This window comes from Candidatus Thalassolituus haligoni, assembly GCF_041222825.1.
Classification (GTDB): Bacteria; Pseudomonadota; Gammaproteobacteria; order Pseudomonadales; family Oceanobacteraceae; genus Oceanobacter; species Oceanobacter antarcticus.
In genome coordinates, this window is sequence record NZ_CP139482.1 from 3,141,476 (window position 1) to 3,160,175 (window position 18,700).

At 43.6% G+C, this 18,700-nt stretch carries 16 protein-coding genes and 1 pseudogene; 1 reads left to right on the top strand and 16 read right to left on the bottom strand.

The genetic code is table 11. The annotated features are described in order from the left end of the window. Positions 1-4: 4 nt before the first annotated feature. The 11 genes and pseudogenes from SOJ49_RS14025 to rfbA all read right to left on the bottom strand — a co-directional run bounded on the left by SOJ49_RS14025 (position 5) and on the right by rfbA (position 13,087). Complete coding sequence (locus tag SOJ49_RS14025) at positions 5-556, bottom strand: polysaccharide biosynthesis/export family protein (RefSeq protein ID WP_369855119.1); 552 nt, start codon at positions 554-556, stop codon at positions 5-7. An 82-nt stretch (positions 557-638) separates the two neighbouring features. Then, positions 639-1,829 carry an outer membrane beta-barrel protein gene (locus tag SOJ49_RS14030; RefSeq protein ID WP_369855120.1) on the bottom strand — a complete coding sequence of 397 codons (1,191 nt, stop codon included), beginning with the start codon at positions 1,827-1,829 and terminating at the stop codon, positions 639-641. Positions 1,830-2,507: 678 nt separating this feature from the next. Beyond that, on the bottom strand, positions 2,508-3,911 hold the full coding sequence (locus SOJ49_RS14035; protein ID WP_369855121.1) for an undecaprenyl-phosphate glucose phosphotransferase: 1,404 nt from the start codon (positions 3,909-3,911) through the stop codon (positions 2,508-2,510). 299 nt (positions 3,912-4,210) lie between these two features. After that, positions 4,211-5,665: an MBL fold metallo-hydrolase RNA specificity domain-containing protein gene (locus tag SOJ49_RS14040; RefSeq protein WP_369855122.1), complete on the bottom strand. Its 1,455-nt coding sequence runs from the start codon at positions 5,663-5,665 to the stop codon at positions 4,211-4,213. Between the two features lie 233 nt (positions 5,666-5,898). Continuing rightward, positions 5,899-7,068, bottom strand: coding sequence for a nucleotide sugar dehydrogenase (locus SOJ49_RS14045; RefSeq protein WP_369855123.1), 1,170 nt, complete (start codon positions 7,066-7,068; stop codon positions 5,899-5,901). Positions 7,069-7,133: 65 nt separating this feature from the next. Continuing rightward, complete coding sequence (locus tag SOJ49_RS14050) at positions 7,134-7,379, bottom strand: hypothetical protein (RefSeq protein ID WP_369855124.1); 246 nt, start codon at positions 7,377-7,379, stop codon at positions 7,134-7,136. Between the two features lie 368 nt (positions 7,380-7,747). Beyond that, the gene (locus SOJ49_RS14055) at positions 7,748-9,019 is read right to left on the bottom strand and encodes an oligosaccharide flippase family protein (protein ID WP_369855125.1); all 1,272 of its coding nucleotides are present in this window, start codon (positions 9,017-9,019) and stop codon (positions 7,748-7,750) included. A 96-nt stretch (positions 9,020-9,115) separates the two neighbouring features. After that, positions 9,116-10,554, bottom strand: a pseudogene (locus SOJ49_RS14060) (mannose-1-phosphate guanylyltransferase/mannose-6-phosphate isomerase). A 207-nt stretch (positions 10,555-10,761) separates the two neighbouring features. After that, positions 10,762-11,598 carry a dTDP-4-dehydrorhamnose reductase gene (rfbD, locus tag SOJ49_RS14065; RefSeq protein ID WP_369855126.1) on the bottom strand — a complete coding sequence of 279 codons (837 nt, stop codon included), beginning with the start codon at positions 11,596-11,598 and terminating at the stop codon, positions 10,762-10,764. Positions 11,599-11,642: 44 nt separating this feature from the next. Further along, positions 11,643-12,203: a dTDP-4-dehydrorhamnose 3,5-epimerase gene (gene rfbC / locus SOJ49_RS14070; protein ID WP_369855127.1), complete on the bottom strand. Its 561-nt coding sequence runs from the start codon at positions 12,201-12,203 to the stop codon at positions 11,643-11,645. Then, on the bottom strand, positions 12,203-13,087 hold the full coding sequence (gene rfbA, locus SOJ49_RS14075; RefSeq protein ID WP_369855128.1) for a glucose-1-phosphate thymidylyltransferase RfbA: 885 nt from the start codon (positions 13,085-13,087) through the stop codon (positions 12,203-12,205). Before rfbA ends, rfbC begins: the two co-directional genes overlap by 1 nt. Positions 13,088-13,273: 186 nt before the next feature. Here rfbA and rfbB point away from each other — a divergent pair, with 186 nt between their 5' ends. After that, positions 13,274-14,332, top strand: coding sequence for a dTDP-glucose 4,6-dehydratase (rfbB, locus tag SOJ49_RS14080; RefSeq protein ID WP_369855129.1), 1,059 nt, complete (start codon positions 13,274-13,276; stop codon positions 14,330-14,332). Between the two features lie 186 nt (positions 14,333-14,518). Here rfbB and SOJ49_RS14085 read toward each other — a convergent pair whose 3' ends face one another. From SOJ49_RS14085 to SOJ49_RS14105, 5 genes are read right to left on the bottom strand one after another with little or no spacing between them, the layout of a single operon-like run. After that, positions 14,519-15,250 carry a WecB/TagA/CpsF family glycosyltransferase gene (locus SOJ49_RS14085; protein WP_369855130.1) on the bottom strand — a complete coding sequence of 244 codons (732 nt, stop codon included), beginning with the start codon at positions 15,248-15,250 and terminating at the stop codon, positions 14,519-14,521. Continuing rightward, complete coding sequence (locus SOJ49_RS14090; protein WP_369855131.1) at positions 15,241-16,140, bottom strand: glycosyltransferase; 900 nt, start codon at positions 16,138-16,140, stop codon at positions 15,241-15,243. Before SOJ49_RS14090 ends, SOJ49_RS14085 begins: the two co-directional genes overlap by 10 nt. Beyond that, on the bottom strand, positions 16,137-17,018 hold the full coding sequence (locus SOJ49_RS14095) for a sulfotransferase domain-containing protein (protein WP_369855132.1): 882 nt from the start codon (positions 17,016-17,018) through the stop codon (positions 16,137-16,139). The genes SOJ49_RS14090 and SOJ49_RS14095 overlap by 4 nt, the downstream gene beginning before the upstream one ends. Before the next feature lie 3 nt (positions 17,019-17,021). Then, a complete protein-coding gene (locus SOJ49_RS14100) occupies positions 17,022-17,444 on the bottom strand; it encodes a DapH/DapD/GlmU-related protein (RefSeq protein WP_369855133.1) in 423 nt (140 codons plus the stop codon). A 9-nt stretch (positions 17,445-17,453) separates the two neighbouring features. Then, positions 17,454-18,692: a hypothetical protein gene (locus SOJ49_RS14105; protein WP_369855134.1), complete on the bottom strand. Its 1,239-nt coding sequence runs from the start codon at positions 18,690-18,692 to the stop codon at positions 17,454-17,456. Between the last annotated feature and the right edge of the window lie 8 nt (positions 18,693-18,700).

The following is an 18,700-nucleotide window of genomic DNA, read 5'->3' on the forward strand; positions in this document are numbered from 1 at the left end:
TCAATCAGAAGAAACTCTGCTCCACAGTAATCACATCACCAGGCTGAACTACGTCGTAAAGCTTCACCGTCTTCTTCTCCTTACTGCGTTTCGCATCTTCAGCAATAGATTCATAGGGGCTCTGGTCGTGCATCACAAAAATTTTGCCTTTCGAAGCCCGCTCAGTAAAACCACCAGCAATAGAAATCGCCTTGTCGACAGTCAGCCCCGGATGAAACGCATAATTTCCAGGTTTTACTACTTCTCCGGTTACATAAAAAGGGCGATATTCAACGATGGATACCGTAACACTGGGATCGAGTAAATAAGGCCCCTTCAGACGCTCAACAAGACGCACCTCCAGTTCCTTCGGGCTTAACCCAGCAACGGTGACATCACCCAACAAAGGAAAAGAAATATCACCAGACAAGCCAATACGCACGTCCAGACTCAGGTCAGGTTCGTCGTATACACTGATCTGTATGAGGTCACCAGCACCCAAACGGTACTGATTGGGGTTCGCTAATGCAGCGAAAGAGAGACAATACACAATAAACAGGCCGAACAACCGCAGCATTAGGACATCCTGTAAACAACTAACCAAAAAAATCATCGGCCTGAAAACAGGCCGATGATCAATAAACGCAAGGCACAACAGCCTAGAACGCTAAATCTATACCTACCGACAAAACTTGCTTTTCATAGTCAAGACCCGTGCTATTTGAAGTACGCGATGCCTTTTCCAGACCCGCTTTTACATCCAGTATTTTATTAGGAGAGTAAATACCCGTAACCCCCATAGTGGTGGTTTTGTCTTGACGATCGCTACCGCTATTATCCAGAACTACAAAGTTATCCTTGTTTAACGACAGATTGGCTTTTAACGCCCACAGTGGCGAGAAGGTATGATCCCAAGTAATAGCAGTGTACTGGTTTGCATTGTAGCTACCCGGACCAGTGGTTTCGTTGGCTGACTCGCTGGTAGTGATATTCAGTACTGAGTAAGAACGCGGTGTCCAGGTAACGCCGGCTTCCCAGGCAAAGCGGCTATCACTATCAACGGTCGAGTGATCAAAATCACGCTTGGTGGTACCGATTTTGAAGTCACCGGTTGTTTTACTCGCGATATCCCAGCTGGCACCTGCCAGCAAGGTCATGATACTACCATCCTTATCGTCTTTGGCCTGATCCGTATCGTAAGCCAAACCTGAGCTGCGCACTTCAAACAACACCCGCGTTGTAGAACTGACCTTCAGACCCAGTTCAGCCCCAACGGTGGTTTTATCGTAATTCAAGTCATCGGTAGCTGTCGGATTATTGGAATATTCCTTGTTATAGAGGGAACCGTAGACCGTGACATTAGCAAAGGCAGAATCAGCACCATAGGTATAGTCACCACCGAAGGTTGTATCCGTATATTCGCTTGGGTCGACAGTTGTTTGACCTTCCAGAGAACCAGAACCACGAGGGTCGTGACCTTTTTTCAAGGAGAAATCCAACCCTATCGCCTGGCGGGAAGTCATTTCAACATCCCCCCCCAGAGTCAGCAACTGATCAAGGTAGTTGTCGTCAGAGTCAGCATCGTAGGAAGCGCTCGTCAACTCATAATAGGCGTTTAACTGAGTGACGCCCATATCTGCCTTCAACGCCACATTCGGGCGTATCGCCGTAATGCTAGAGCTGGTTTCGTCGTTTTCTTGCAGATAAATATTACTGTTATCACTGATGGATACTTCAACACCTGGCAACAAAGTCACCCCGCTTCCAAGCATGATCCCGTCCGGCTGAACTGCATACGCGGCCGTACTCACGGACGCCATTGCAAACAAAGGTAGCTGCCAAGCTTTCATATCGATCCTCTCAATAACTGGCTGGTAAAAGTTTTACGTCTGCCAGAGTCTCTGGCGTCCAAAATTTGGGCAATTATGACCGTTACTTACAGAAATTAACAGTACGGCAACTTTCTAATTGCCTCAAAAATGCATCATTGCGGTGAAATTTTCACCAAGTCATCCTGCAGGAAGCAAAGTCACCCTCTGAGACCTACAAAGCTACCGACTAAACCGGCAGGCATCCAGCTAACCGCAAAGATCCAGGAACACTCCAAGGCCAGCATCGGCAAGCTGGGACTAACATACCCTTGCAATCTGCTACCGCGCCACAACAACAGAACCAATCAGGTAAGAAGCGTGCCCAATCCCGACAAAACATCAGCCTCGCGGCATAGCCTTTACAAATCACGGTACAACCTGAGGAAGATTACACTCAGGATATGAATAAAACATGAATTACAAGCAGCTAAAATTACAAGTAATAATCATTCGTAAATTTATAAAATAACCAAAAAAACGAAGTTTGAACCGGCACCATGCCATTTCACTATATTCACACTGAGACTGACTACCTCGAGACCATCTAGATAATGATTATCTCTACAATCATCCTATTATCCCTGCCTAGTACTTCATCGAACCATACTTATTCAAACCATACTTATTCAAACCAAGGTCACTCTACTCAGACAAATATTAGTGAACGTGACTTCCAGTAAAACCTTTGAAAAAGGTTAAAAATACAATTTTAACGTCCATCCACAACGACCAATTACGAATATATTCCAAGTCATAATCCACCCGGCCAGACATTTTATCCAGGGTATCCGTCTCACCTCGGTAACCATTAATCTGGGCCCAACCGGTGATTCCTGGTTTGACCTTGTGCCGCAACATGTAGTAGGGGATCAGTTTGCGGTATTCCTCATTGTGTGCAACCGCGTGCGGTCTGGGGCCAACCACAGACATACGCCCTTGCAACACATTAATAAACTGGGGTAGTTCATCCAGAGAGGTTTTGCGAATAAACGCTCCTACTGGAGTAATCCGGGCGTCGCCCTTGCGCGCCTGAACAACTTTGTCAGAGTTTTCCATCACACTCATGCTTCTGAACTTCCACACCTGAATTTTCCGCCCATCCAGCCCGTAACGGTACTGTTTAAAGATAACCGGCCCAGGGGAAGTAAACTTTATCGCCGCAGCAATCACCAACATCGGCAAGGTAATCACACTTAGCACCCCCACCGAAAAAACAACATCAAACAGACGCTTAAGCACGTCATTAAAGCCAAATATCGGTGTATCGTAAACACTAATGGTTTGCATATTCCCCACTTCGCTAAGTCGGGCGTGAATAAGATTAAATGTGAAAAAATCTGGAATCAAATGTACCGATGCCGTCGTGTCGCCACAGTGCTGCAAAATCTCATCAATACGCTTTTGAGCTTTGAGTGGTAACGCCAGAAAAATAACTTCAAATTCACCATTCTGTGTTCTACTTATTAGCTCGGCAATTTGCCCTTCCAGAACAATATCCGGGTATTCTTCCAGCACCCTATTATTGTTACGATCATCAAAAAAGCCGCCAAACACATAGCCCAACTCCGGGGCCGACTCCAGCTGGTGCTGCATTGCCAAAGCGCATTCGTTTACCCCAACAATTGCGGTCCGTCGAGTATTGATCCCCTTGGCACGCAAATAGCCCAGTAAACGGCCAAAGCCAAAACGCCATAACATCATCGACACCGCCACCGACAGCATCCAGCCCCCAGTAACTACCCTGGAGAAATCCGATGTTACCTTGGCAAAAAAGGCCAACGCCGTCAGCCCAACACACACCAACACCCAAGCTGACCCCGCCACAGAGAGAATATGCAGAGCAGAGGTACCACGCCAGGATCGGTATACTCCGAACAACTCGGCGATTAACAGATAGGAAATAGACGACAACAAACCAGCAGAAAAATAAATAAACGACATTGGCTGTCCGTAGGCCCACAAACACAATGGCAACAACCCCAGAATCAGCACGATATCCAACAAGCGAAACAAGGCACCGTAGGTATTTTGATGAGATCGAATCATTCCCTGAGTAATCATTTCACTTTTCTCTGTAACATCACGTAACCCAACTTGCGCAAATCTATCAGAACTGGTCTTTTGTAGCCACCTGCAATTAGTACATTCGTGGCTACGATCAGGTATAAAAAAGAAGTTTGTGGCCTATGTCCAATCACCGCAAGACCAGCAAAATTATCCAGCCTACACTGCGAACTGTCTATCATTTTAAAAAAATAATACACAGACTTTCAAAGCAGTCAACTTTGTCACCAATGAGTATTTTTTTGTTATCTACAGATCACATTCATCATAACGACCAATTTATCGTCCTGTGTGTGTCAAACCGATATTTCTACTCTTGCAGTTGGCAACACTGCTTGCAGTCTGGCTTTTAGCGCCTGTTTGGCATCCGCATCGCCATGCACAATCCGAATATCTCCTGGGGGATGGCGCATCCGGGTGGCAAAATTTATTAAATCTTTTTGATCAGCATGGGCACTGTATCCAGACAGCGTGTGAATATTGGCCTGAATCGTTACACGTTCACCATCCAGCACCACATACCCGCCTTCTGGCCCCCAGCGCTGAATATCGCGACCTGGTGTACCACGGGCCTGATAGCCAACAAACAACACATCCGTTCTCGCATCTGGCAATAAGGCTTTCAGGTAGTTAACCATACGGCCACCAGCGCACATGCCACTGGCAGCGATCACAATGGCCGGCCTGCCCGTACGTCGTAAATAACCAACCGTTTGCAGATGTTCTTCGTGGGAGTTGATGGTCAGTAACTGCTCGAACGACAACGGATGACGGCCCCGCTCCAGCCTTCCACGAGCCTCGGCATCCCACAGTTCACTCAGACGACGGTATTGGCGGGTAAACTCAGCCGCAAGCGGCGAATCGACCACCACATCGATATATTCGGATAATGGCGACTGTTGCGGCGAAGACTTGCCAAGCCGATAAAAAATATCTTCCAGTTCGTACAACAACTCTTGCGTGCGCCCAATCGAAAACGCCGGAATCAAAATAGTCCCGCCATCACGCAAACAGCGCTCGAGTAGCGACTGCAAGCGTTTTTGCCGAATCCGGCGACTATCGTGAAGACGGTCACCATAGGTACTTTCAATCACAAGAGTGTCGGCACGATACGGCGGCTTGGGTGCGGGCAATAAAGGCGAATACGGTGCCCCCAAATCTCCTGAAAAAATCACCCGCTTACGGTCACGCACTCGACGTCCGTTACCAATATCCAGTTCAATGTAGGCAGAACCCAAAATATGGCCAGCCACCCGAAAACGTGCCCTCACCGGCGCAGAGGAGAAGTCGAAACCGGACACATCAAACCATTGATCGTAGGGGAGCGGCACCAGTAACGCTTTCAGGGTTTTTATTACCTGAGCGATAATAGAGCGATTGCGGGTAACTCCCACCTTGAGTGCATCCTCAATAACCATTGGCAATAATTCACAAGTTGCCACTGTGGCATAAATCGGCCCGTTAAATCCGGCAGCCAACAGATAGGGAATACGGCCAACGTGATCAATATGGCAATGTGTGACCAGTAGCGCTCGCACATGACTCACGTCAAAATCGATACGGGTGCGATCCAGCTCCGTATCTGGCCCATCCGACGAAGTCGCCTCTGCCCCCTGGAACAAACCACAATCAACCAGAAGGGACTCACCACTATCGACCGTTAGACGATGACAGGAACCCGTTACTCCCGTAACGGCTCCGTGATGAATAATGTTGTAGTTATAGGTGTCGTTATAGGTGTCGTTGTACATAGCTCCTCCTTGAGATAACGCCGACTAACTCCGTTAGCTATTTTTAAAAATGACTGCTTTCGAAACTGAATTCGATTCTCTCATGCAGGAACGGGCTTACCCGTACTTGAACCGGATGGATGATCAATGACACCCACCGGACACTGGACGCAAACGCCCTCCTACTGGTTTCCTAGCAATCACCAATTAAGCTAATGGTATTGCGTACTCACTTGCAAATCCTGATCGATCAATCAGGCATCACCACCAAATAAATCCCGCGTGTAGACCTTGGCCTCGACATCAACAAGATCAGGCGACATGCGGTTCGCAACAATCACGTCGCACTCTTGTTTAAACGCATCCAGATCCTGAACCATCCGAGAATTAAAAAAGCTGTCTTCTTTAAGCACAGGTTCGTATACCACAACCTCAACGCCCTTGGCCTTGATACGCTTCATAATACCCTGAATCGCCGACGCCCTGAAATTGTCAGAGTCAGACTTCATCACCAGGCGATAAATCCCCACCAGCCTGGGAGTGCGTCGCAAAATCGCATCCGCAATATGATCCTTGCGAGCTCCGTTCGCATCAACAATGGCGCGAACCAAAGTACTTGGTACTTCCTGAAAGTTTGCCAGCAACTGCTTGGTATCTTTCGGTAAACAATAACCGCCATAGCCAAACGACGGATTGTTGTAGTGAGAACCAATACGAGGGTCAAGCCCCACCCCTTCGATAATCTGACGGGTGTTCAGGCCGTGCGTCTCTGCGTAGCTATCCAGTTCGTTAAAGTACGCAACGCGCATCGCCAGGTAAGTATTGGAGAACAACTTCACCGCCTCCGCTTCGGTCGAATCGGTAAACAGAATATCAATATCCTGTTTAATCGCCGCATCAGACAGCAGACGGGCAAACACTTGCGCGCGCTCGGAACGTTCGCCAATAATGATTCGTGACGGGTAGAGGTTGTCATGGAGTGCCTTCCCTTCACGCAAAAACTCCGGAGAAAAAATCACATTGGCACAATTCAGATCCTGCTTCAGCCGCTCGGTAAAACCTACTGGCACCGTAGATTTAATAACCATCACCGCATCAGGATTAATAGCCATCACATCACGAACCACACTTTCCACGGTTGAGGTATTAAAGTAGTTGGTTGCGGTATCGTAATCGGTCGGCGTAGCAATAACGACATAAGAGGCATCAGCGTAGGCCTCTTGCTTATCGAGCGTCGCCCGAAAATTCAGCGACTTTTCTGCCAAATAGTGCTCGATCTCCACATCGACAATGGGAGACTGCTTGTTGTTCAGCATCTCCACCTTTGCTGGAATCACATCCAGCGCGATAACTTCATTGTGCTGAGCCAGCAACATGGCATTGGACAACCCGACATAACCCGTGCCTGCAATGGCGATTTTCATAACATTAATCCGTAAACAATAAATAAAAACATCAAACCTGTCATCGTCAGCAGCGCGAACACAACTTACGCATTAATAACCTTATTGACGCGTTCCAGACACTGGTTCACCAGTGCTTTCGCCTGCAGATAATTCCCAGCCTCGGCATAGCAGCGTAATTCCGGCGCATTCCCGGAAGACCGAAGGTGCACAATATCACCAGAAGACAAGGTTACCCGCAGTCCATCAGTTGTGTCTGCAGATACAGCTTCACCTGGCAAGTGCAACGACTCAAGCATCGCGTTAAGATTCTCAGCCCAACTGACAATCAATGCCTTGCTCTTGTCGGTCGGTACATCCTTGATTCGATCACTGGGGTTAGTTCCGGCAACTCAGATAATAACGCACTGACAGGCTTACCCTGCAAGGCACTACCAGCCAGCAACATCAGTGCAGGCAATAGCGCATCACGCGTAGGCAGCGGAGCAATAACCGAGTCACCCATAGCATAGTGCAGCAAAAATCCGCCGTTGGCTTTAAAAGCACCAACTACCCAAAAAAAGTAGCCACCCCTAACCCCAGCAGCACCAATACTGGTATTAGCATTAATATCAACAATGCCTCTCCGCTACATCCCACTCTACCGATTCAAAACAGGGTAAAAATAAAACTTCCCATGGCAAATATTGTCTTCAAAAACTCACCCAATCGGCCAAAACCCCAACCGCCTTTTCACCATTAGCATAGCCAGCAAACTTTGTACCGATGCCCCTAACGCCGTTGCCCAAGCAGCCCCTAAAACACCAAATTTGTAAGTAAAAAGTACGGCACAGACAATGGTCAGAGGACCGGAAAATAATGTCACGCGCTTCAAGTCTCGCTCATGACCACTCATATTTAGAAGATAGCCAACCGATCCAGTTGCTACATTAACAAACTGTCCAATCGCCATAATAGTCAGCAACACAGCACCCTGCTCAAACCCAGGTCCAAACAACTTCATCACCCAATCTGGCCAACACAGCATAACAACCATAATTGGTAGCATAAGAACGATCATGGTGCGAGTAGACACCCGGGCAAGACGACGCATTTCCTGAAGATTACTTTCCTTCCATAAACGTGCATAACGAGGAGCAACAGTCATATTAACTACAACCAATATGAATGATGTGACACCAGCTGTACGCTGGGCAGCAGACAAATAAGCAAGCTCACTAGCATCAACAAAAATACCTGCAACCAAAACACCCGACCACTGCACCAACAATGCCATACTAATCACCATCCATAGATTAGAGCTGGACAACCATAGTTCTGCATCAGCAATCTTCATTAGAGATGGGGGATAAAATTGTACCCCAGGCTGACGAAACCAGCACCACACTGCTAGCCCCAGAACAAAAATGGACACCAGAGAGTACAGAAAAGCGGCACCAGATGCCGTCAACCATCTAGGCAATTGCCACGCAATTAAGGCAAAAATCGTAACAAATAATGCCCCCTGAGCAAGATTCTGAAAAAGAGTTGCCATCACCACTCGCTGTTGCCCTTGAAAGGCAAAACTAAGCAGATTAAATAAAGTAACTGCGGGTAACGCTGCCATCACCCAGATTAAAACCAAGGTAAAGCCAGGTTTACCAAAAATATCATTGGCGATCATAGACGCAAAAGTTACACCAAGCACTGCAACCGAAACTGTTGCTAGCAGGACCCAACGCAATCCTAAGTTCACCTTATATTGAGCGCTCTCAGCTAGATCATCTGAGCCTATTGCCCTAATCAGAACGTTATCCAACCCCAAACGCAAAAAGCTGGATAGCACTGTCAATAAAGTAAAACCCAATAAAAAAAAACCTGCCTCTTCTGCTCCCAACACCTGCGTAACTACCGCAGTCAATAGAAAAGCGATGAAAACGGATGCTGCTCGCACCAATGCTGCCAAAGCGGTTTTTAATAACAAATGAGACATTTTAAATCCTGACCAGACTAACGGTAGTTAGTAATAAATGTAATATAACAACAATCACTTTATTAACGACCCAACAGAGCCACTTCTTTGAATATATCAAGCCCGACCGTACAAGTCTTTGAAGCGTACAATGTCGTCCTCTCCAAGATACGAACCAGACTGAACTTCTATCATTTCAAGCTCAATCACACCGGGATTTTCCAGTGCATGCACCTGACCGATAGGAATATAAGTAGACTCGTTTTCTGTCACCAGATAGGTTTCTTCACCATTGGTTACTTTTGCCGTGCCCGACACCCAATCCAGTGCTCAGCCCGATGATGATGCATTTGTACAGATAATTTTGCACCTGGCTTAACCGTAATACACTTAACTTGGTAACGTTCACCATTATCGACGGAATCGTATTTACCCCAAGGGCGATACACTTCGCGGTGCTATTCAAACTCGGAACGCCTTTGCTGCTTGATTTTAGCCACAATTTTTTTGACTTCTTGCACCTTGTCTTTACTGGCAACCAACAAGGCATCCGGCGTATCTACCACAACGACACCGTCCAGACCCAATGTCGTCACCAGGCGAGCACCACTATAGACAAAACTGTTGGTGGTATCTTCCAGAATAACGTCACCACCACCCAGAGTGGCATTGCCGTTCTCACATTTTTCAGCAATATCCCAAAGCGCAGACCAACTGCCGACATCACTCCAACCCGCGTCCAACGGTGCAACCACAACCTGAGCATGATCGCCACCCAAAGCCGACAGTGGTTCCATAATGGCGTAATCAATGGACTCATCCGGGCATTCTGCAAAGGATTCCCCATCGACCCGAACAAAGTCCATATCCGCTACAGTGGCAGCCATCGCTTTAACACAAGCAGCATGAATATCCGGGCGTAACCGTTCCAATTCTTCCAGATACCGATCGGCCCGTACCATAAACATGCCGCTGTTCCAGAAATAATTTCCAGCATTCAAGTATTCTTGCGCCGTCGCTGCATCTGGCTTCTCCACAAATTGCTGCACCGCCAGGCAGCCATCGCCAACCTCGGCTCCCGCCTGAATATAACCATACCCCGTTGCGGCTTCAGTTGGCACAATGCCCAAAATACCAAACTGGCCTGCCTTTACGGCTGGTAACAGTTGTTCTGCTGCAGACTGAAAAGCCTCAATGTCCTGGATAACATGATCAGCAGCAAGAATCAGTAGTACAGGAGCATCCTCACCATCAGGCAGATCCGTCATAACCTGCAGCGCAGCCAATGCAATCGCCGGAGCCGTATTACGGCCAACAGGTTCAAGAATAATCGATATTTTTTTACCACCCAGCAGCATTTGTTCTGCCACCAGAAAACGGTGCGCCTCGTTACAAATAACAATTGGATTTTGACCTGAGATCCCATCCAGACGTGCCGCGGTTTGCTGCAACATAGTTAATTGCCCACTCAGCTTCAAAAACTGCTTCGGGTAGGCCGTTCGAGACAGTGGCCACAAACGAGTGCCGGAGCCACCGGCCATGATGACAGGTATCATTATTACCTCTTATTTGACTCCAAATACTACTTATCGTACCAATACTCCTTTGAAGCAAAGCAAACAGACTCTGCACCTAAAAAATACCATCAATATTCTAAAAAATTACAATTCACCTTTATTTAGCATTCAAAGCCATCCCATTGATATTCTTAAATTCAAAATCATCAGATCAGATAGAATTTGCCATATTAGCAATGGCAATCATTACATCCCTTCAGACTGAATACTGCAAATTACAGCCTCCAAAGCAATTTTCCAATCTGAAAGCACAACCCCTACAGCGACCGCTTGAGAGCAATCCAATACCGAAAATGCAGGCCTAGCCGCTGGAGTAGGGTATTCCGAAGAAGGAATAGCAATCAATTCAGGACATCTTTCAATCAACCCTGCTCTTAAGGCCTGCTGATGAACCTCTCGGGCAAATGCCCACCAGGACACTGCCACATCTCCAGAAAAATGATAAATACCCACCAGTTTCTCAGTCACATCTCGATGCAGAAGCGAATAAATAGCCTTCGCTATATCACCGGCATAAGTAGGACACCCGATTTGATCGGATACGACCGACAACTGATCTCTTTGCCGGGCCAGTTTGACCATAGTTTTAACAAAATTATTGCCATACTCACTAAAAACCCAGGAAGTTCTGAGAATTACAGCCTCTGGACAAGCCGCGAGTACTGCTTTTTCACCAGCTAACTTGGATGCCCCATAAACAGATTGAGGATCCACAGCATCGGTCTCTTTCCATGCAACACGCCCCTCTCCTGAGAATACATAGTCTGTAGACACATGCACAAAACGGGCGGTATTCTCAGCACACCAGGAAGCCAGTAAAGCTGGACCAACCTCATTGACTCTGTGAGCGACATCCGGTTCTGACTCTGCTTTGTCTACCGCCGTATAAGCCGCTGCATTAATAACAATATCTGGCTTAATCAAGTCCAAGGTACTATTAACAGCTGACGCATCTGTAATGTCCAAATCCGCTGATGACAGTACTTGAAACTCCTCCTTACAACTAGCCAACAATCGAGCCATACTACGCCCCAGTTGGCCGTTAGCTCCAGTGATCAACCAATGCATCACACTCCCCCTGAGGATAACTGTGCAAGCGAGGCGGCAACTGCATCTTTATCGGAAAGTTGGATTTCGACATCACCTAATTCATTCAATGGCCATTCAATGGCCACATCTGAATCATTCCAGATAAGACTGCCTTCATCCGACGGATCATAATAGTCAGTACACTTATACTCAAAGTCGGCTACATCCGAGAGAACCAAAAAACCATGGGCAAGACCTGGCGGAACCCAGAACTGACGTTTATTTTCCTCACTCAGAATAACCCCTTCCCACTGACCAAAAGTGGGGGAGCCGGGCCGAATATCAACGGCAACATCAAAAACTGAGCCACGAATAACCCGGACCAACTTGCCTTGCGGCTTGGATTTCTGAAAATGAAGTCCTCGTAATACCCCTTTTCGAGAGCGAGAATGATTGTCTTGTACAAAGGTTTCGTTAATACCAGCCATATCCCGGTAACGCTCTGCCTGGAATGTCTCCAAGAAAAAGCCTCTTTCATCACCAAACACTCTAGGTTCAATGATAACAACGCCATTTATTGATGTTTCAGTCACATTCATCAAACACCCGCCTCTTTCAATATCTTGAACAAGTATCGACCATAACCTGTTTTTCTCAAAGCATTGGCCTCAACCTCCAACTGTTCAGCAGTAATCCATCCACGGTCAAATGCAATTTCTTCCAAACAGGCTATTTTGAATCCTTGGCGTTGCTCAATGGTATTGACGAACATGCCTGCTTCGATCAAAGAGTCATGAGTACCGGTATCCAGCCAAGCAAAACCTCGGCCCAACACCTCCACATTCAGTTTACCTGCTTCTAGATACATGTTATTGATATCGGTAATCTCAAGCTCACCACGAGGAGAAGGCTTCACCGCTTTAGCGACATCGACAATATCGCCATCATAGAAATACAAACCGGTAACAGCATAGCTAGACTTGGGATTGGTTGGTTTTTCTTCAATGGAAAGTGCCTTGCCACTACCATCAAACTCTACAACCCCAAATCGCTCGGGGTCACTTACGTGATAGCCAAAAACAGTGGCTCCATCTTTACGCTCCACAGCATTGACAAGATTGGTACTAAAATGATGGCCATAGAAAATGTTATCTCCCAACACCAGCGCAGCCGGTGCCCCAGCTAAAAATTCCTCCCCAATCAGGAATGCTTGAGCCAGCCCATCAGGGGATGACTGAACCGCATAGCTAAAGCGTACACCGTACACCTTACCAGACCCTAACATGCGCTGAAAAGACGGCATATCTTCAGGAGTGGAAATAATAAGAATTTCTCTGATACCTGCCAACATAAGCACAGATATAGGGTAAAAAATCATTGGCTTGTCATAGATTGGTAACAATTGCTTGGACACACCTCGTGTGATGGGGTGCAACCGCGTCCCAGAGCCACCAGCCAAAACAATCCCTTTATATGAACTCATATTCTCTCCAAATGTATTCCATGATTTTGTATGCTACATTTATTGGCTAGCCAATCAAGATGAAATTGACTAGTCAATGCAGTACCCTTAGCTTGTATGATTGTCTTCGGACAATAGAAAGTAGAGAAAACTTAAAAAATAGCGCTTAAAAACAGCAAAATATATACCTAACTTGGGTCAAGCACAATGAAATTTTTAGTCACTGGTGGGGCCGGCTTTATTGGAAGTGCCGTTATCCGACACCTGATCAATGAGACAGACCACGCCGTCATCAACTTGGATTGCCTTACTTATGCTGGCAACCTAAATTCACTAGATTCAATATCTCAGAATAAACGCTACACATTCACAAAAGTAGATTTACGAAATGCTGCCGCGATAGAAGAAGCCATCAAAAAGTACCGGCCGGACATTATCATGCACCTGGCTGCCGAAAGTCACGTTGATCGCTCAATCGATGGCCCTGACGATTTCATTCAAACCAATATTATTGGCACATTCAACTTACTTGAAGCGACTCGAAAGTTCCATTCAACACTCCCAAAGGAACGGCAGCAACAGTTTCGATTCCATCACATCTCCACTGATGAAGTATACGGTGATCTAGAAAGTACGGATGAGTTATTCACAGAAAACACACCATACTCTCCCAGCTCTCCATACTCAGCTAGTAAGGCATCATCTGATCATTTAGTGAGAGCATGGGGTCGAACCTACAACCTGCCAATAGTTGTCACTAATTGCTCTAATAATTATGGACCCTTCCATTTTCCTGAAAAATTAATTCCACACGTGATTTTAAATGCACTGCAAGGAAAATCACTGCCGGTATATGGAACAGGCTCTCAGATCCGGGATTGGCTTTATGTAGAAGATCATGCAAGAGCTCTAATAACAGTTGCGACCCAAGGGGAAGCTAATGAAACCTATAATATTGGCGGTCATAACGAAAAATCCAATCTTACAGTAGTGGAAACAATCTGCAGTCTACTAGAAGAACTATCACCCAAAAAGCCAGTAGGAGTGCAATACTACCGAGATTTAATTACTTTTGTAAAAGACCGGCCTGGACATGATCAGCGCTATGCGATTGATGCCACTAAAATCCAAAAAGAACTTAACTGGGAACCGACAGAAACCTTTGAAAGTGGAATCCGAAAAACTGTCCAATGGTACCTAGAAAATGAAGATTGGTGGCTGTCCGTACTAAATGGGGACTACAGACTAGAACGACTCGGAAATTAGTGACAACATATGCAACATCTAAGAATTATTTTTAATACTTTTTTGTTGCTTATTAAAATTTTAATTTGGTGGCAACTTTAATATTACGGATGATTTTGAATTACAATACTGTTACCGCTTTAAACGCTTGGCAAGTCAAGAAAAAACGAACATACCATATCGAAATCATCTAACACCCTAAGGATATTATTTATTTTTCAAAAGAGGTATAACCATTAATAAAAAGAATTTCATACCACCAACAACAAATCTTTTCCACAATCTAAAAGGATCCATAGCTAGACGCCAAATCCATTCACACCTCAGTTTCCTGACAAATACTGGGGCTCTTTTTTCATAACCAGTTATAAAACTCAAGATAGCTCCTCCAGATATGATTAAAGATCCATTTTCATTTTCGTAGTTTTTTTTAAGAAAAAATGCAAGCTTCTCCTGTTTTGGCATCCCCATAGCAAGTATTATCAAACTAGGTTTAACCTTAGAAACAAATTCCAAGTATTCATTGAAAGTATATTCATATCCATTCAAAGTACCAACGACATTACAATTGAAGCGTTTATCAATAACCTTCTGAGCTTCACAAAGAACTTCATCCTTACTTCCCAGAAGAACCACATTCTGCTCACAATCTAAAGAATTTAAAATTTTTGGTATTAAATCTGTTCCATTCAAGTTTTCACCTGGGGATATACCATAAAGCTTCATACATATTTCAATACCGACTCCATCTCTCAATAAGAAGTCAGACTCCAACAAAGCTTCCTTAAATTCTGAATCTTTGTCACAAATATTCACCGCATGCATATTAAGAAATGCAAGAGTACTAATACGACAATTAATTATTTTCTTCAACTCATCAACAAAAACACTTGACTCCACAATATAAATATTACTTAAAAGCCCTCTAATTAACGCCATATATTCTTCCACCCCTTAACATACACAGGCAACATCAGACGCATAATAACTGCCTTATAACTACCAGCATAATGTTTATTAATAAAAAACTTTAAAGAATTAAACTTCAACGCTGCGACCTTGGCATTATACCTTCCAGAACTATTCCAGCCATGAACATGCACAACAGGGTTAGTATTTTGCTGAACAACCCTAAAGCCTTTTGACTTCGCGACTAGACATAAGTCTTCATCCTCTCCATACAAAAATATATTCTCATCAAAGAGCCCATGCATTTTCACATAATCACCACGAACAATCATTGATGCTCCACTAATCCACTCCACATCAGATATTGAATAATCAGGAGCGTACATTTTCTGATTTTCTAGATAAGATCGAACATCAGAGCTCATCAAACATAACAATTTCAGTAAAAATGGAACCCTCATAATTAGAGCCTTCAGATCACCAAAGAAAGGAAATATTTGCTTTATCCATTTGCTTGGAGTTGAATACGTAAAGGAAGATGTCTGAGGGCTTCCATCTGGATATACCAGTTTAGTACCAACAATAGCGACATCATCATAAGCATCAAATACAGAAATAACCCTTGCTAGATTAAATTCTCCATCAAAGTATGCATCAATATTAAATATAAAATAAAAATCAGAACAATATCGATTACAGGCTATATTATTTGCCACACCGAAGCCTAAATTTTCAGGCAATTCTATCACATCAAGACCTTCTATTGCATTTGCAATTTCTACCGATCGATCTGTAGAAGCATTATCTACAAGTACTATTTTTACATCGCCATCCATACTCAATTTCATTATACTCCGAACACAATCTTCAATATATTGTTCGGAATTATAGCTAACCAACACAAATAGAATATCATTCATTTTCCCACCCACCGGCTATAATCCCAAGAAATCAAACCTGAAAGTTTCTCGATATCGTCAGAAAACCATCTCTCAAAATAATGGCGATCAGACTCATCAATGTTCATTTTTACTGCAGGCTTTAGAAATTGAGCCCTTATTTTATGTCTAGTAGATGGAGGCAATATCGACTTAAAGAACTTCCTTAATGCGAAATTATGCAACAATGTTGAATATAAAATATTTTTTGGAACAGCAGCAGGATTACTCACAAGTAATGGTTTATCATTCCATTTCTCATCAATTTCCAACCACTGCAACAAATTATCCATAAATATATTTCCATCTTTAATAAAGTCTTCAAAAAATCCTACATAAACGTTATCTTTCCCAAAATAACTATAGCAATTCAACACAGCCTCGTAATAAAGACTGCATTCAACGTACATGTGGTTAAAACCGAAGCCTTTATCCGTTTTCTTATAATCCATCAAGACTGCATTTCTAAAATCAAGTTTTGTAACACCTTCTCTATAATCCATCAACCAATGAGAATACATTCTAGAAACAGGCTCACGCAGCATAATAATAACTCGAGGTGAAATTGCTTGCTTAGCGATACCATCCAATGCTCTACCTTGATATAAATATGAAACAGATGAATCCAACCAATATTTTACTCCATTGGATTCAAAATCATACATTGATAAATACTCATTCTTAGAGAGAGATCTCACAGATGGTACATTATTACCTATTTGGGAAAAATAGTGAGGTTCCTTCTCTATCGGCGATTGTATTGTTTTTATCAAAGATAAATTATCATGCAATGATGTAGTCCCCGCCTTTGGCGTACCAACAACATAAAGATTTGGATATAACTCTTTCACTTTAATCATAATTCACCGATTGATAATCCTTCCAAGTTTACCAAGTTCCACCCCTTCCCTTATAACTTTTGCCGGATTTCCAGCGACAATACTATTTGGTGGAACATCTTTTGTAACCACGGAGCCTGCGGCAACAATAGATTGAGGACCAACCGTTACACCTGGCAACAAAATAGACCCCGCACCGATAAAACTATTTTCTTTCACTGTAGTAGTTTTCCAAATTTTCCGAGTAAAATCATGCGTTAATATAATCGCATCAAATGTCACATGTGCATTTTTTTCTATCACAACTCCTTTTGAATTAGTAAAATCTATCCTTGCTTTAAAAGACACACGTGCTGAATAATCTATATTACACCCTCGAATTCTCAAAAAAACAATCCTTAAAAAAAGAAGCACATTCCTCACTTTATAAAACATAACTCTAATCAAAACCTATCCTCATTTATTATCAAAACCATAATATTTAAACGCCATCACCGCCAAAGCAACACCAAACACCCCCCCGCCCATAGCCATTGACGATGAAAATATCAAATCAAAACTCTCGATCACAACAACATAACAAGCCGTCAAAACCAAAGCATTTTCGCTTTTCCTGAGAGCTACTGCCCTACTAAGGTATACGTAATAATATATACCAATAACCACCAGAGAAAAAAATCCGAACCTGTAAAAAACACCAAAAATACCGACATCCGACAAATAAAAATTATCATTATAAATCGGTAAAAACCCATCTTTCCACTGCAACGATAACGCGCCATAGCCTACAGGGTTTTTCAAAATCTCATCAATTATAATACCAATCGTAATCTCTCTAGTTCTTGGACCAGAATGTTCAACCGCATCCTCGTATAATAATAAAAGTTTATCAAGCTCACTCTGAAATACATCCGGATATATTAAAAAAACAACAAACACCAAAGGAACTACAGCAATAAACACTGAGAATATACGATCTATACGCTTTCTAAAAACAAACAATGCCGAAATAAACATTGTTGCCATCAACGTCCTAGTCTGAATAACAAACCAAACATATAATGCACAATAAAATATAATAGCAGCCCATAAATATCGACCATTCTTCCTGAAATTCAGCAAAGAATACACAAAGACCCAAACAATAAAAGCAGTTGCAATTCGGAACCGCCCTCCTCTAAACCCCTCATACATCTCATACACATCATTATATGATTTACCATCTACTTTAAATGAAAGATCAACTCTTGGACTTATCAAGCCAAAATAATAAAACCAACCAACCAATGATGAAAAAAAGAAACCCAAGACAATATAATTTCCCAATATACTCAATGATACTCTAGAATATAAAAGAATATAAAATACCGGAAAAAAAACCAAATATAATATCACTCTACGTTCTTCTAAAACCCCAAAATAAAAAGGCTGACCATGAAACAACCAAGCAAGAATTGGAGATACAACTATCCATCCGATAACATATAGAACTACAAAATACTCCTCCTTGACCCCAATCCAACACCTATTTAAAACAGCTAGCCAAAGGAACACAGCAACCAATATAACAAGAAAAAATTCACGTGCAAATGGAACCCCGGAAAGCTTATTATCCGTCAAGAAGAAAAACTCATTAACCATCATAAAAAAAAACAATAAAATTATTTTTTCAATGACCGATTTTCTTATATACATAAAACAAG

What these genes read in the sequence shown, in the direction of transcription:
- SOJ49_RS14025 (WP_369855119.1), bottom strand. Translation starts at nt 556, where the DNA reads ATGCTGCGGTTGTTCGGCCTGTTTATTGTGTATTGTCTCTCTTTCGCT.
- SOJ49_RS14030 (WP_369855120.1), bottom strand. Translation starts at nt 1,829, where the DNA reads ATGAAAGCTTGGCAGCTACCTTTGTTTGCAATGGCGTCCGTGAGTACG.
- SOJ49_RS14035 (WP_369855121.1), bottom strand. Translation starts at nt 3,911, where the DNA reads ATGATTACTCAGGGAATGATTCGATCTCATCAAAATACCTACGGTGCC.
- SOJ49_RS14040 (WP_369855122.1), bottom strand. Translation starts at nt 5,665, where the DNA reads ATGTACAACGACACCTATAACGACACCTATAACTACAACATTATTCAT.
- SOJ49_RS14045 (WP_369855123.1), bottom strand. Translation starts at nt 7,068, where the DNA reads ATGAAAATCGCCATTGCAGGCACGGGTTATGTCGGGTTGTCCAATGCC.
- SOJ49_RS14055 (WP_369855125.1), bottom strand. Translation starts at nt 9,019, where the DNA reads ATGTCTCATTTGTTATTAAAAACCGCTTTGGCAGCATTGGTGCGAGCA.
- rfbD (WP_369855126.1), bottom strand. Translation starts at nt 11,598, where the DNA reads ATGGCTCGATTGTTGGCTAGTTGTAAGGAGGAGTTTCAAGTACTGTCA.
- rfbC (WP_369855127.1), bottom strand. Translation starts at nt 12,203, where the DNA reads ATGAATGTGACTGAAACATCAATAAATGGCGTTGTTATCATTGAACCT.
- rfbA (WP_369855128.1), bottom strand. Translation starts at nt 13,087, where the DNA reads ATGAGTTCATATAAAGGGATTGTTTTGGCTGGTGGCTCTGGGACGCGG.
- rfbB (WP_369855129.1), top strand. Translation starts at nt 13,274, where the DNA reads ATGAAATTTTTAGTCACTGGTGGGGCCGGCTTTATTGGAAGTGCCGTT.
- SOJ49_RS14085 (WP_369855130.1), bottom strand. Translation starts at nt 15,250, where the DNA reads ATGGCGTTAATTAGAGGGCTTTTAAGTAATATTTATATTGTGGAGTCA.
- SOJ49_RS14090 (WP_369855131.1), bottom strand. Translation starts at nt 16,140, where the DNA reads ATGAATGATATTCTATTTGTGTTGGTTAGCTATAATTCCGAACAATAT.
- SOJ49_RS14095 (WP_369855132.1), bottom strand. Translation starts at nt 17,018, where the DNA reads ATGATTAAAGTGAAAGAGTTATATCCAAATCTTTATGTTGTTGGTACG.
- SOJ49_RS14105 (WP_369855134.1), bottom strand. Translation starts at nt 18,692, where the DNA reads ATGTATATAAGAAAATCGGTCATTGAAAAAATAATTTTATTGTTTTTT.